The 15441-nt window shown below is 25.7% G+C and carries 13 protein-coding genes; 6 read left to right on the forward strand and 7 right to left on the reverse strand.

The features are described 5' to 3' along the window. Positions 1-71 precede the first annotated feature (71 nt). The 4 genes from ffh to H0H40_RS00925 all read right to left on the reverse strand — a co-directional run bounded on the left by ffh (position 72) and on the right by H0H40_RS00925 (position 6865). Positions 72-1415, reverse strand: a complete 1344-nt coding sequence (ffh, locus tag H0H40_RS00910; protein ID WP_185869198.1) for a signal recognition particle protein — start codon at positions 1413-1415, stop codon at positions 72-74. Positions 1416-1467: 52 nt separating this feature from the next. Further along, positions 1468-3222: an arginine--tRNA ligase gene (argS, locus tag H0H40_RS00915; protein WP_185869320.1), complete on the reverse strand. Its 1755-nt coding sequence runs from the start codon at positions 3220-3222 to the stop codon at positions 1468-1470. Positions 3223-3253: 31 nt separating this feature from the next. Beyond that, positions 3254-4315 carry a branched-chain amino acid aminotransferase gene (locus tag H0H40_RS00920; protein ID WP_185869199.1) on the reverse strand — a complete coding sequence of 354 codons (1062 nt, stop codon included), beginning with the start codon at positions 4313-4315 and terminating at the stop codon, positions 3254-3256. Between the two features lie 93 nt (positions 4316-4408). After that, positions 4409-6865 carry an alpha-ketoacid dehydrogenase subunit alpha/beta gene (locus tag H0H40_RS00925; RefSeq protein ID WP_185869321.1) on the reverse strand — a complete coding sequence of 819 codons (2457 nt, stop codon included), beginning with the start codon at positions 6863-6865 and terminating at the stop codon, positions 4409-4411. 63 nt (positions 6866-6928) lie between these two features. Here H0H40_RS00925 and ndk point away from each other — a divergent pair, with 63 nt between their 5' ends. Genes ndk through H0H40_RS00940 form a run of 3 tightly spaced genes read left to right on the forward strand, consistent with a single transcriptional unit; the run spans position 6929 to position 8744 of the window. Then, positions 6929-7381 carry a nucleoside-diphosphate kinase gene (gene ndk, locus H0H40_RS00930; RefSeq protein WP_185869200.1) on the forward strand — a complete coding sequence of 151 codons (453 nt, stop codon included), beginning with the start codon at positions 6929-6931 and terminating at the stop codon, positions 7379-7381. After that, complete coding sequence (locus H0H40_RS00935; protein ID WP_185869201.1) at positions 7378-7983, forward strand: LemA family protein; 606 nt, start codon at positions 7378-7380, stop codon at positions 7981-7983. The genes ndk and H0H40_RS00935 overlap by 4 nt, the downstream gene beginning before the upstream one ends. Positions 7984-8009: 26 nt before the next feature. Beyond that, entirely contained in the window at positions 8010-8744 is a 735-nt protein-coding gene (locus tag H0H40_RS00940; protein ID WP_185869202.1) for a TPM domain-containing protein, read from the forward strand. A gap of 18 nt (positions 8745-8762) precedes the next feature. Here the strand turns inward: H0H40_RS00940 and H0H40_RS00945 are convergent, their stop codons facing one another. Then, positions 8763-11438, reverse strand: coding sequence for a valine--tRNA ligase (locus H0H40_RS00945; protein ID WP_185869203.1), 2676 nt, complete (start codon positions 11436-11438; stop codon positions 8763-8765). A gap of 30 nt (positions 11439-11468) precedes the next feature. Here H0H40_RS00945 and H0H40_RS00950 point away from each other — a divergent pair, with 30 nt between their 5' ends. Then, a complete protein-coding gene (locus H0H40_RS00950) occupies positions 11469-11978 on the forward strand; it encodes a dihydrofolate reductase (RefSeq protein ID WP_185869204.1) in 510 nt (169 codons plus the stop codon). A 3-nt stretch (positions 11979-11981) separates the two neighbouring features. Here H0H40_RS00950 and H0H40_RS00955 read toward each other — a convergent pair whose 3' ends face one another. Next, on the reverse strand, positions 11982-12620 hold the full coding sequence (locus H0H40_RS00955; RefSeq protein ID WP_185869205.1) for a bifunctional nuclease family protein: 639 nt from the start codon (positions 12618-12620) through the stop codon (positions 11982-11984). Positions 12621-12779: 159 nt separating this feature from the next. Between H0H40_RS00955 and H0H40_RS00960 the strand changes: the two genes are divergently transcribed. Then, positions 12780-13388, forward strand: a complete 609-nt coding sequence (locus tag H0H40_RS00960) for a hypothetical protein (protein WP_185869206.1) — start codon at positions 12780-12782, stop codon at positions 13386-13388. A gap of 111 nt (positions 13389-13499) precedes the next feature. After that, a complete protein-coding gene (locus H0H40_RS00965) occupies positions 13500-14480 on the forward strand; it encodes a pyruvate dehydrogenase complex E1 component subunit beta (protein ID WP_185869207.1) in 981 nt (326 codons plus the stop codon). Here H0H40_RS00965 and metF read toward each other — a convergent pair. After that, a complete protein-coding gene (metF, locus tag H0H40_RS00970) occupies positions 14472-15434 on the reverse strand; it encodes a methylenetetrahydrofolate reductase [NAD(P)H] (RefSeq protein ID WP_185869208.1) in 963 nt (320 codons plus the stop codon). The two genes, H0H40_RS00965 and metF, sit on opposite strands and share 9 nt — an antisense overlap. Between the last annotated feature and the right edge of the window lie 7 nt (positions 15435-15441).

The following is a 15441-nucleotide window of genomic DNA, read 5'->3' on the forward strand; positions in this document are numbered from 1 at the left end:
AATGTTCAACGAACAAAATTAAAAATATTTTCAACAAAAGAAAATTTTAAATTAACACGACCTAAACATTATTATTTTTTATTCATCATTTTATACATAAAATCTTTTATGATTTTTTGTCCTGAATTATCATTAATTTTCTTCATTATCTTGTTTATATCGTAAAATTTTTTGAAGAAAATATCTATGTGATTTAACGTAACTCCAGATCCTTTAGATATTCTTTTTCTTCTTTTAAGATCAGTAAATAATTTCGGGTTTTCTCTTTCATTAGGAGTCATAGAATAAATAATTGACTCTATTCTTTTAAAAGAATCTTTATCTCCATTATGAAAAAATGAAAAATATCTATTAAGTCCAGGAATCATAGAAACAATATTTTTTATATTTCCTATTTTCTTGATTTGTTGAATTTGTTCCAATAAATCATTAAAATTAAAACGATTTTTTGAAATTTTTTGATAAATTTTTTTAGTTTTTTTTTCGTCAAATTTTTCCTGTACTTTTTCTACTAAAGAAACTATATCTCCCATACCTAAAATCCTATTAGCTATTCTATCTGGATGAAAAATTTCTATATCTTCTATTTTTTCACCATTGCTAATAAATTTAATAGGTTTTCCCACTATGCTAGACATAGTTATAGCAGATCCACCTCTACTATTTCCATCTAATTTAGTCATTACAATTCCATCAAAATTCAATATTTCTGAAAAAGATTTAGTAGTATTCACAGCATCTTGTCCAGTCATTGCATCTACAACAAATAAAATTTCATCTGGATTTGAATGTAGATTAATTATTTCGATTTCTTCCATCATGACCTTATCAATAGCTAATCTACCAGCTGTATCAATGATAATTACATTTCTATTCGTTTGAGAAGCAACAATAATAGATTTATCTATTATTTCTATAATATTTTTACTTTTTTTTAAAGAAAAAACAGGAATATTTACTTCTCCTGCAAGAAATTTCAATTGGTCTATAGCTGCAGGTCTATGAATATCTGCAGCTACTAATAAAGGACGTTTATTCTTTTTTTTTAAAAAAAAAGCAAGTTTAGAAGAAAAAGAAGTTTTTCCACTTCCCTGTAATCCACAGATTACAATAATAGAAGTCTCTTTAGAAAGATTTATATCTACACTTTTTCCGCCCATAAGTTTTACCAACTCATCATATACTATTTTTATAATAAGTTCTTTTGGACTTAATGAAGTCAGTACTTTTTCTCCAAGAGATTTTTTTTTAACTTTTTGAATAAATTCTTTAGCAATTTTATAATTTACATCTGCATCAATAAGGGCTCTTCCAATTTCTTTCATAGAAGATGCAATATTAATTTCTGTAATTGTATCATTTCCCTTCAAAAATTGAAGAGCTTTGTGAAATTTATTTTGTAAATTTTCGAACATATAATGTATTTTTATTTAATCTTTACATGACTATTTTATTTAATGAATTTTATTACATACGATCCAGCATTTTGATACCTAATAAATTCATTCCAGATTTTAACACATTTCCTGTAACATGGATAATATTCATACAAATATTACTCTGAACAAGATTTAGAGGATCTATCAGTCTTTTCTTTTGATAAAGAAGATTGAAAGTTTTGGATACTTCAAAAACATAATTTGCTATCAACGAAGGATTTAAACTTTTTGATGATTTTTTTAATATTAATGGATATTTTTGAAGAATTTTAATCATATTTTTCTCATACACATCAAATTTTATATTTGACCAATAATCATTTAACAATGAACATAAATTGAAAAATTTACGTTCTAAAGAACGAATTCTTGAATAAGTATACTGAATATATGTTCCTGTTTTTCCTTTAAAATCTATAGATTTTTCAGGATAGAATACGATTTTTTTTTTCGGATCTACTTTAAGAAAATAATATTTCATAGCTCCTAATCCTATAATTTTAGCGGAACTATCTTGTTCTTTTTTTTCTTTTAATTTTGAATATTTATTTAAAAAATTTTTTTTTGCGATAGAATACATTTTTAAAAATAGGCTATCTGCATCTATTATATTTCCTTCTCTAGATTTCATTCTACCACTTGGTAAATATACCATTTCATAAGAAAAATGGGATAATTTATTTACCCATGAATATCCCAAACATTTTAATATTTTGAAAAGAATCTGAAAATGATAATCTTGTTCTTTTCCAACAATGTAGATTAACTTATCTATGTTATATTTCTTAAAACGTTCTACTGCAGTTCCAATATCCTGAGTTATATATACTGAAGTTTGATCGGATCGTAACAAAAGTTTCTTATCAAAACCTTCTTTAGTTAAATCAATCCAAACAGATAAGTCTTTTTTCTGAAAGAAAATTCCTTTTTTAAGACCTTTTTTAATAATTTCTTTTCCAGTTTTATACACATTACTTTCGTATTCTATTTTATCAAAATTTATTTCCAACTTTCGATAAGTTTCCTCAAATCCATTGTAAACCCAACGGTTCATTCTTTCCCAAATTTTTCTAGTTATTAAATCTCCATTTTCCCATTTATTTAATAATTCTCTAGCTTCGTTTAAAATAGAAGAATTTTTTTCTTTGGGAACTTTTGAAAGTTCTTCACGATAGATTTTATCAAACAAACTGTAATATTTTCCGACAAAATGATCTCCTTTCATATTAACATCATCTGGTGTTTCTCCTTTCCCAAATTTTTTCCATGCTACCATTGATTTACATATATGAATACCTCTATCATTAATAATTTGAATTTTTATTATTTGATGTCCAACCATTTTTAATATTTCAGCTATAGAAGATCCAATTAAGATATTTCTAACATGTCCTAAATGAAGAGGTTTATTAGTATTAGGAGATGAATATTCGATCATAATTTTTTTAGATGGTAATTTTAAATGATAAAAATTTGTATTTAACATTCTTTTTAAAAGAAAAATATAATAACCATCTTCGAAAATAAAATTTAAAAAACCTTCAATAATAGAAAATCGAATTAATCCTTTTAATTGATTTTGAACATATGTTCCTATATTTTTCCCTATATCTTCTGCAGGTTTTCTTAATTTTTTAGATAAGGAAAATAAAATAAAAGTAAGATCTCCTGGATATTCTTTTTTCGTATATTGAAAATCTAATTCAGGACAATATTCTAATTTATACAAAACAAATATAGATTCTTTTGTTATTTCCTCTATAGATTGAAAATGATCATTCATACATATACAACGCATACTATTAAGAATATTTTTATAAATATTTTTTTAGTTGAACTCTCCATCCAAAAGGATCTTTTGATAAATTATGTTGTATATCCAATAATCTTTTTTTCAAACGAAGAGATATTCGTTCTTTTTCAGAAATATTTGGTAATAAAAAATTACGACCTTTATAACTGATCATTTTAAAATAATTTATGACAGCTGCAGTTCCACATCCAAAAGATTCTTTTAACTTTTCTTTTTCTAATCCATTTATAATTTCTGAGACACTTAAATCTCTTTCTTCTACGTGAATTCCTTCTTCTTTCGCTAAAGAAAGAATGCTTTTACAAGTAATTCCACTTAAAATGTTATCATTCAATTTTGGAGTTACAAGTTTATTATTTAACCAAAAAAAAACATTCATAGTCCCTAATTCTTCTATCATTGTATGAGTAGAAGAATCTGTCCACAATATTTGATCAAATCCTTCTTCATTTGCTAGTCTAGTAGGATAAAAAGAAGAAGCATAATTTCCAGCAGCTTTAGTAAATCCAATTCCACCTGCTGAAGAACGACTATATTTTTCTTCTATTTTAATTTTCAAAGGATGTTTGTAATAGGAATCTGCAGGAGTAGATATTATTATAAACATATAATCTTGAGAAGGTTTTGCCGATAAAACTCCATTTGTAGCAATTAAAAAAGGACGAATATATAAAGATTGTCCATAGTTTTTAGGAATCCAATTCCTGTCTATATCTATTAATTTTATAAGTCCATTCATAAAAATATCTTTTGGGATAGAAGGCATTTCTAAACGAGCAGCAGATCTATTTATTCTTGTAAAATTTTCTTTTGGACGGAATAAAAAAACTTCTTCGTTTTTATCTTTATAAGCTTTCATACCTTCAAAAACAGCTTGTCCATAATGGAAAACAGGAGATACAGGAGAAAACATGATATTTCCAAAAGGCTTAATAATAGAATTTATCCATTCTCCATTTTTGTATTCAGAACAAAACATATGGTCTGAATACTGATTCCCAAAGGAAATATTGTTAAAATCCATTTTTTCAATTCTTGATTGAAAGATTTTTTCTATTATCATTCTCATAAATAAAGTAAAAAAATTAGTGAAAACAAATATAACAAATGATTATTATGTTTAAATAAAAATTTTATAATAAAAAACTTACTTTTTTTAAGTATCATACATTATCTCTAACACTTTTTCTACAATATTTTCAACAGAAGGTTTTGAAAAATAATCACCATCTGATCCATAGGGAGGACGATGTTCTTTCGCAGTAATTGTAACAGGAGGACTATCTAAGTAATAATATCCATTTTGTTCTTCTAATATTTTTTGTAAAATATAAGCGGAAGCTCCACCTGGAACATCTTCATCTATAATTAATAGTCTATTTGTTTTTTGTAAACTTTTAACAATATTTTTTCGTAAATCAAAAGGAATTAAGGATTGAACGTCAATTATTTCTGAATCTATATTAATCTTAGATAATTCTTCTGCTGCTTCATTTACAATCCTCCAAGTAGAACCGTAAGTAACTATAGTTATATCTTTTCCTTTTCTTGTAATTTCTACGATTCCAATAGGAGTTTTAAAAAAACCTAAATTTTCCGGTAGTTTTTCTTTTATCCTATATCCATTTAAACATTCAATAACTAAAGCAGGATCATCTCCAGATAATAAAGTGTTATAGAATCCAGCAGCTTTTACCATATTTCTTGGGACTAAAACAAGAATTCCTCTTAAATAATTAATAATACCTCCCATAGGAGATCCTGAGTGCCATATACCTTCTAGTCTATGTCCTCTAGTACGAATAATGACAGGAGATTTTTGACCTCCTTTTGTTCTGTATTGTAAGGTAGCAAGATCATCACTCATTATTTGTAATGCATATAAAATATAGTCTATATATTGAATTTCAACTATAGGTCTAAGTCCACGCATAGCTAGACCAATTCCCTGTCCAATAATAGTAGATTCACGTATTCCAGTATCAAAAATTCGAGTTTTTCCGTATTTTTTTTGTAATCCCTCTAATCCTTGATTTACATCTCCTATTTTTCCGACATCTTCTCCAAATATTAAAAGATCAGGATATAACTCTAATAATTTATCAAAATTTTCTCTTAATACAATTCTTCCGTCTACTTCAAAATTACTATTTTTATATATTGGAAAAATTTCTGTTATCTTGAAAGAAGATTTATCGGAAATACTATATAAATGAGAAGAATAATTTTCTTGTTCTTGATTATACTTATTTTTGACCCATTCTATCAAACAATACTTTGAATTTAATTCTACTTTAGATAGTAGATATAAAATTTTTCGAGCAATACGAAATATTGATTTTTTTGTTGAAAAATTTTTTTGTGTATCATTTAATTCTTGAATATGTTTTTTGATACATTTGTTAATCCATTTTTTATTCTTAGTTAAAGAAGAAGAATTTTGCATTTTATGCAAAATTCTTACAACTTCATTCTTAATTTTAAGAATTGGAGATTGAAAGGATTTCCAAGCTTTTTCTTGTTCATTTTTTACGTATTTTTTGGCTTCTACATCTATTTGATCTAAATAATAAACGTCTGTTAAACTTTGTAAGTTATTTTTTTTGTTGAACTTAAAATTTAAAATCCAATTTCTAAATTTTTTGATACCATCGTTGTTTATTTCCCACTCTAAACGTTCTTTTGATTTATATCTTTCATGAGAGGAAGATGTGGAATGTCCTTGTGGTTGAGTTAAATTTGTGACATGAATAATAACTGGAACATGCTCATAACGAGCAATTTTATCTGCATGAACATATGTTTGTGTAAGATTCATATAATCGTATCCATTTACGCGAATAATTTCTATTCCTTTCTCTTTTTTATTTCTATGAAATCCAGACAAAAGGTCACTAATATTTTTTTTAGAGAATTGGTATTTATTAGGAACAGAAATTCCATATTCATCGTCCCAAATAGATAAAATGATAGGAATTTGTAAGACTGAAGCTGCATTCAATGTTTCCCAAAATAATCCTTCCGAAATACTAGCATTTCCAATAGTTCCAAATGCAACTTCGTTTCCATTATTAGAAAACATTTTATGTGTTTCTCTTAAATTTTTTAATTTTTTATAAATTTTAGAAGCCTGAGCTAATCCTAATAATCTAGGCATTTGAGATGCTGTAGAAGAAATATCTGCAATAGAATTTTTTTTTTGCACAATATTTTTCCAAGTTCCATCATTATTGATAATACGAGTTCCAAAATGTGATGTCATCATTCTTCCAGATGAAACAGGTTCAGATTCCAAATCTGAATGTGCATATAATTGGGAAAAAAAATTTTTTACAGTTAAAACACCAATAGCCATCATAAATGTTTGATCTCTATAATATCCAGATCTAAAATCTCCATTTTTAAAAACTTTTGCCATAGCTAATTGAGGAATTTCTTTTCCATCCCCAAATATTCCAAACTTAGCTCTTCCATTTAAAACTTCTTTTCTTCCTAAAAGACTAGTTTCTCTACTAATTCGAGCTAATCTATAATCATTCAGAACTATTTGTCTAAATGAATCAAAAGAATTTTCTTCTTCATCGTTAGTATTATTTTTATTGTTGCAATTCATAATTTCTAATTTTTTAGATGAAAATACAGGAATTTTCATTTATGAATTTCTTTATTTAATTTTATGTTTTCTTTCAAAAAAAATTATAATTTGTTTGGAAAAATAACTCTTTCTATTATAAAACCGGATGCAGTTGAAAAAGGATATAGTATATCTATTTTATCTAAAATAATTGATGCAGGATTTCATATTATCGCTCTTAAAATGATGGAACTTTCTAAAAAATCTGCCTTCATATTTTATGAAGAACATAAAGAAAAATATTTTTTTGATTCTTTAATAGAATTTATGTCTTCTGGACCAATTATATCTAGTATCTTAAAAAAAGAAAATGCTGTAAAAGATTTTAGGATTTTAATAGGAGATACAAACCCAATAAATGCTAAAAAAGGAACTATACGAAATCTATATGCTACTTCTTTAGAAAAGAATGCTATACATGGATCAGATAGCAATAAAAATGCATTTAAAGAATGTCAATTTTTTTTTCCAATAGAAAAATTTTATTACAAATGAAAGAAAAAAATTTTATAATAACGATTTCCTCTATTTTTATTTTAATATTCATAATTGGATTATGGATTTCCAGTATATATAATCACCTAGTAGAGCTAAACGAAAATATTAAAACGCAATGGGGACAAGTAGAAAATGTTTATCAACGAAGAGCGGATTTAATTCCGAATTTAATAAATACAGTAAAAGGATCTGCAAATTTTGAAAAAAATACATTAACACAAATAATAGAAGCCAGAACAAAAGCTACTTCTATTCATACCAATACAAATAACTTAAATCAAAATCAAATCAATAAATTTCAGAAAGTACAAGAAAATTTAAATGACTCTGTTAGCCGATTTCTTCTTATTGTGGAAAATTATCCTAATTTAAGCTCTACAAAAAACTTTTACGAATTACAAAATCAATTAGAGGGAACAGAAAATCGTATTAATATAGAAAGAAATCGATTTAATGATCATGTCAATTATTTTAACACTTATAGAAATCAATTCCCTAAAATTATCATAGCAAATTTTTTTGATAAGTTTCAAGAAAAAGGATATTTCCAATCTAAAATAGAATCCAGAAAATCTCCTGTTGTAGATTTTTCTAAATGAGAATTGAAAAAAAAATTCAAAAAATCATGAGAAAAATTATTCAAATAATCATTATAATTTCTTTTTATATAAACCTAGTACAAGGACAATTTTATTTACCTGATGCTCCTAAAAAAATATACCCTGTTCAAGATTACGCCGGTGTACTATCCAAAATACAGATAGAAAAATTGAATCAAAAACTTGTTTTATACTCTAAAAAAACATCAACAGAAATTTTAATTTCTATTATTCAGGATCTTCACGGAGAAGATCCAAATTTTCTAGCTGCAAAATGGGGAGAAAGATGGAAAATTGGAAAATTTCATAAAAATAATGGAATAGTTATATTATTGTCTATAAATGATAAAAAAATATCTATCCAAAATGGATACGGATTAGAACCCTATCTAACTGATTTTTTGACTAAAAAAATTATAAAAGAAATAAATCCTATGTTAAAAAATCATTTATATTATCAAGCTATAGATTTTTGCACTAAAAAAATATTTAAAACTATTGATAATAAAAATTATCAAAAAAAGAAAAAAAAGAAAGTTTTTTATGGATGGAATTTTTTTATTTGCATGAGTTTTTTATTTTTTGTGTCCTTTCTTCTTTACAGAAAAAGAATAATAGATTTTCCATTATTAAATACTTTATTTTTGACAAATTTTTTATTTAAAAATAATAATTCTAATAACCATGAAAATGATGATAATTTTGATGGATTTGGGGGGGGGGGACATTTTGGAGGAGGAGGAAGTAGTGGTACTTGGTAATTTTTCTAATTATTGAATTTAATTTTTGTCTTTTTTTAAAAATTCTAAATACTTTTCGAGTTTATATATTTTTTTCAGTGTGTCACTTTCTTTTTTTTTCTCTTTCAAAAGAACATTTTCTGATACAGAAATTACATATTTATCATTGGATAAATTTTTTCGAATTGAAGATAAAAAGTTATAAAAATATTGAATTTTTTTCTTAATATTAAGAATATCAAGATTACGACTAATATTAAGATAATTTTCCGGATCTGTTAAAGATAAAAAAAACTGATCCGTATCTAAAAAAAAAGAAAATAATTTTGATATATTCTTCGGTTTTTTTAATACGTAAATAATTTCCGATAAATTAGCCAATTTTAATATAATAGGATCGTATTCTTTTTTTTCTTTTTTTATCGGAGAAAATAATATAAGACTTCTTTTATAAGAAATATTATTACTATTTCTAATATTACGTATTTTAGATATTATTTTAGTGACTTTTTCAAAAGAAGCTAACATTTTATAATCGTAACTTTTTTTCTTAGGCCAAGAAGAAATAATCAAAGCTTCTTTCGGGTTCCTTTTCTTAAAAAGATTCCAAATTTCTTCGGATAAAAAAGGCATATATGGATGTAATAATTTCAATATTTTTTCAAAAAATTTCACAACGTTTAAGTATTCTATTTTTGAAATATATTTACATTCATGAGTAGGTTTAATGACTTCAAGAAAGTAAGAGCAAAAATCACACCAAATAAATTTATATAAAACCATTAATGATTCATCAAATTTATATTCTTGAAAATGTTTTTCAAAAATTTCCAAAATATAATAAAAACGATTTTTTAACCATTTAATAACGATTATAGAAGAATTAGGTATATTCTTATTTTTCTGTACTTTCCAACTTTTTATTAAACGAAAAGCATTCCAAATTTTGTTGGAAAAATTTCTTCCTTGTAAACATATTTTTTCCTCAAAATGAAAATCTTGTCCTGCACTAGTTTTTAGTATCAAACCTATGCGTACAGCATCGGCCCCATATTGATTAATTAAATCTATAGAGTTTGGAGAATTATTCAATGATTTTGATATTTTTTTATTATTAGAATCTCTAATAATTCCTGTAAAAAAAACTTTTTTAAAGGGTTTTTTCTTTTGAAAAAGGAATCCTGCCATAATCATACGAGCTACCCAAAAAAATAATATATCTGATCCTGTTACGATATTTTCAGTTGGATAGTAATAACAAATTTCTTTATTATTAGGATGACAAATACCATCAAAAACAGATAATGGAAATAACCAAGAAGAAAACCAAGTATCTAAAACATCGGTATCTTGCCATATTTTTTCACAACTTAAATATGAATTTTTACTTTTTTTTCTTGCTTCTTTCAAAGCTACCTCTAAATTTTCTGCAACTACAAATTCATTAGGTTTTTCTCCATAGTAATAGACAGGAAGACGATGTCCCCACCATAATTGTCTAGAAATATTCCAATCACGGATCTGATTCATCCACTGAAAATAAATTTTATTTAATTTTTTTGGATAAAATTGAATATCTCCATTCTTTACTGCTTCTATAGCGGGAATAGATATTTCCTTCATTCTAAGAAACCATTGAAGAGATAATTTTTGTTCTACTACTGATAAAGTTCTTTCTGAAAAACCTATTTTATGACTATATTTTTCTATCTTTACTAAAGATTCTAATTCTTTTAATTCTTCAATAATTTTCTTTCTGACTTCAAATCGATTCATCCCTTTATAATGAAGAGCTTTTTCGTTTAAGGAAGCATCTTCATTAAAAATGTCAATTACGTCTAATTTATGTTTATCCGCTATATTCTTATCATGTATATCATGAGCTGGAGTAATTTTTAAACATCCTGTACCGAAATTTTTATCTACATAAGGATCTTGTATAATGGGAATATATCTATTAATTATTGGAATTTTTGCAAATTTTCCTTTTAAATGAAAATAACGTGAATCACATGGATGAAAACAAAGAGCCGTATCTCCAAATATTGTTTCAGGACGAGTTGTTGCTACAATTACATAATTTTCCTCTCCTTTTATTTGATACTTTAAATAACAAAGCTTACTATTACGTTCTTTATAAATAACTTCCTCATCCGAAAGAGTAGTTCTAGCTTCTGGATCCCAATTAACAATATGATATCCTCTGTATATATATCCATGTTTATATAAATCTATAAAAATTTTTGAAACAGATTTCGACAATTTTTTGCTCATTGTAAATTGAGCACGATTCCAATCACACGAACACCCCAACTTTTTAAGTTGATTAAAGATAATATTTTGATGTTTTTCTGACCATTCAAGAACATAATGCAAAAATTTTTCTCTTCCTAAAAGAAACTTGGATAAACCTTGTTTTTTTAATTGATTAACTACTTTAGCTTCTGTTGCAATAGATGCGTGATCAGTTCCAGGAATCCAACATGCGTTATACCCTTTCATTCTAGCATGTCTAACCAAAATATCTTGAATGGTATTATTCAACATATGTCCTATGTGGAGAGCACCAGTAATATTTGGAGGAGGCATAATTATTGTATAAGGAATTCTACTATCTGGATAAGATGAGAAATAATTTCCTTTCATCCAATAATGATATCTTTTTTTCTCTACAGATTCAGGGTCATATTTAATTGAAATATCCGAAATATCCATATATTTAAAAATATAAAAAAAATTGAAATAATGACAAAAATTATTTTAATTGCTGCTGTATCAAAAAACGGATTTATAGGAAAGAATAATCAGATAATGTGGAATTTACCTAATGATTTAAAACGTTTTAAAAATTTAACCATTGGAGAAACAGTTTTAATGGGAAGAAAAACTTTCGAATCCATTGGAAAAACACTTCCAAAAAGAACAAACATTATATTAACAAAAAATAGAATAGACTTCATAAAGTCATTATCATTACAAAACAAAAAAAACATAAAAGTTTTCTCATCCATTAAACAGATAGATTATTTAAATAATAAGAGAATATTTATTATAGGAGGAGAAAAAATATATGCTTCTACAATTGAAAAAGCACAAACTATAGAATTAACATTAGTTCATAAAAAATTTTATGGAGATGCAAAATTTCCTAAAATAGATACAAAAAAATGGAACAAAATATTAGAATTTTTTTACAAAAAAGACAAATACCATTCATGTAATTATAGTTTTATCAGATTTGAAAGAAAAAAATAATTATTATCTTCTATCTAATTCTTTTTTAATTCGTGCTGCAAGTTCATAACACTCATTGACTACCGCATGATTTAATAAGGCATTTAAATCTCTTTCAGTCATTTTTTCCAAATCTTGTTGACTTTTTTCTTTAAAAAAAATAAATTCACCATTTTCTATTCCTTCTTCAGAATATTCATTTTCTTTATCAATAGGAAACCCATTTTCAAAATAAATACCAGCTTTATCAAAAATTTCTCTGGTGGTATAAATAGGAGCTTGAAATCTTACTGCCAAAGCTACAGCATCTGACGTTTTTGAATCTATTTTATGCTCTATTTTATCTGTTTTTTCTCCTTCTATGTTTTTTTCCAATTCGAATAAGATGTAAGAAAAAAATATTCCATTCACTAGTTTATATATTACTACTGCTTTTAATCTTATATGAAAAACTTTTGCGAAAGTAAGAAATAGATCATGTGTAAAAGACCTAGATGTATCTCTTTTTCCTAAAGCAGAAGCAATTGATTGAGCTTGTAGACTTTCTATGATAATAGGAAGTTTTATTCTTCCAGAATCTTCTTCAAGCAATAAAACATATATCCCAGATTGTATTTGACTCAAGGATATACCCCGTATAGCTAATCTAATGAATTCATCCATAGGAAAATTTAAATTATATAATAAATCTTTCTATTGTACAACCAAACATCCTAAATTTAATTAAGGATATTTCTATTTATTTATAATATATAAAAATTATTCTTAATATGTAGTAATTTTTTTTATATATTTATTATCAGTAATTTAAACTTTTTTATCATGAAAACTTTTGTGAATTTTGTAAATTCAACGTTTTTTTTTACGTTGGGATTTATTCTATCTTGCAATGATAACGTCACCCCAGTAAAAAAAGAAAAATCTGAAGGTGATAATCCTCCTGACATTGTGGGAATTTATTCCCCTAATCTTCCTCCTAATTTTATTTCTTCTTCCATGGTTTCTTCTAATACACCTAATCATTATCAACAAAATTCCAACTCTGAAAAAAATCTTCTAGATATAGAATATGAAGATTTGTCTAGACAAATCCAAGAAAAAGATGATAAAATAAAAATACTAGAAAAAGAAAGTGAACAATATTTTGATGAATATTATTCATTAATAGATGTTCAGAAGGGAATATTGAATGAAATTATAAGAACAAAAAAGATTATGAGATCTAAACCTGTTGGATCACAAGAAGAAAAAGATGCTCAAAAAGAATTTGAACATCAAAAAAAATTAGGAAAAGAAAAATTAGAAATAATAAAGGATAAAAATATATTTTTGAATAAAAAAATAAAAAAAATAATGGAAATAAGAAATGAAAAAACAGATTTGCAGATGAGACAAGAAGAATTGAAAAAACAAAAAGAACAAAGTAATTAGATTAATTAATTTATTTTTTGTTTTCATTTTTTTTATAACGGAAAAGAAAAATTTTTCTTTTCCGTTTATTATTTATAAAATAAAAACAATATCCATTTAAATTATATGTACATGAAAGAAAAGACTTTTCGTGAAGTTATAGCAGAAGCAATGAGTGAAGAAATGAGAAGAGATGATTCTATTTTTCTTATGGGAGAAGAAGTTGCCCAATATAATGGAGCTTATAAAGCATCTAAAGGAATGTTAGAGGAATTTGGATCAAAAAGAGTTATTGATACACCTATATCAGAATTAGGATTTTCTGGAATAGGTATAGGTTCTGCAATTAACGGATGTAGACCTATTATTGAATTTATGACTTTTAATTTTTCTTTAGTTGCCATGGATCAAATTATTAATAACGCATCAAAAATACGTTATATGAGTGGAGGCCAATGGAATATTCCAATTGTGTTTCGAGGTCCTACTGGTTCTGCAGGACAATTAGGAGCTACACATTCTCAATCTTTTGAAAGCTGGTATGCAAGTTGTCCAGGATTAAAAGTAATAATTCCATGTAATCCTTATGATGCAAAAGGTCTTTTAAAAGCAGCAATAAGAGATAATAATCCAGTAATTTTTATGGAATCTGAACAAATGTATGGAGATAAAATGATGATTCCAGAAAAAGAATATATTTTACCTATTGGAAAGGTAGATATAAAAAAAGAAGGAACTGACATAAGTTTAGTTTCTTTTGGAAAAATCATAAAAATGGCTTTAGATATAGCAAAAAAATTAGATAATGAAAATATTAGTGTAGAAGTTATAGATCTACGGACTATACGTCCTTTAGATTATGAATCTATAATTTTTTCTGTAAAAAAAACGAATCGATTAGTTATTTTGGAAGAATCATGGCCTTTTTCATCTATTGCTTCGGAAATTTCATATTTTATACAAAAAAAAGCATTTGATTATCTAGATGCACCTATTCATAGAATAACTTTGTTAGACACTCCAGCCCCTTATGCTCCAAACTTAATTAAAGATTGGTTTCCAAATGAAAAAAAGATAATAAGTGGAATAAAAGAAACTCTCTATTTAATTTAAAGCTTGAACGATTTTATAAATATTTTCTGGTTTATCCATAGTGTAATAATGGATAACTTCTACTCCAGAATTTTTTAATTCTTTGGATTGATGAATAGACCATTCGATTCCAATATGGGATACAATTTTTTTATCTTTTGCTTTTTCAACTTCTTTGACCAATTCGTTAGGAATATTTAAGTAAAAACGAGAGGGAAGACTATTCAATTGTTTTTTTGAAGAAATAGGTTTGATTCCAGGTATAATAGGAATAGAAATACCTTCTGATCTACATTTTTTTACAAAAGAAAAATATTTTTTATTGTCAAAAAACATTTGAGTTACAATATAATCAGCTCCTGATTCTACTTTTTTTTTCAAAAAAAATAAATCACTTTCAATATTTGGAGCTTCTAAGTGTTTTTCTGGATATCCTGCTACTCCAATGCAAAAATCAAATAATGGAGACTCTTTCTGTTCAATAAAAGTTTTATCAAGGTATATTCCTCTATTTAAATCGTTAACTTGCTTAACGAGTTCTACTGCATATTTATGTCCATCTTTTTTTGCAAAAAAACTTTTTTCTGATTTTAAAGGATCTCCTCTAAGAACTAAAACATTATCTATTCCCAAAAAATTTAAATCTATTAAAGCATTTTCTGTCATTTGTTTATTAAATCCACCACAAATAAGATGTGGAACTGCATCTACTCCATATTTATTCATGATAGCAGCACAAATTCCTACAGTTCCTGGACGTCTTGAAATTTTTCTTCTTTCTAATAATCCATTATCCTTTTCTACATAAAGAAATTCTTCTCTATGATAAGTAACATCAATAAAAGGCGGATTAAATTCCATTAGAGGATCTAAAGTAGAAAAAATATTTTTAATATCATGTCCCCTTAAAGGGGGTAATATTTCAAAGGAAAATAAAGTTTTTTTTGCTTTATATATATGATCAATCACTTTCATAACATTG

The organism is Blattabacterium cuenoti, from assembly GCF_014252295.1.
Taxonomy (GTDB): Bacteria; Bacteroidota; Bacteroidia; order Flavobacteriales; family Blattabacteriaceae; genus Blattabacterium; species Blattabacterium cuenoti_V.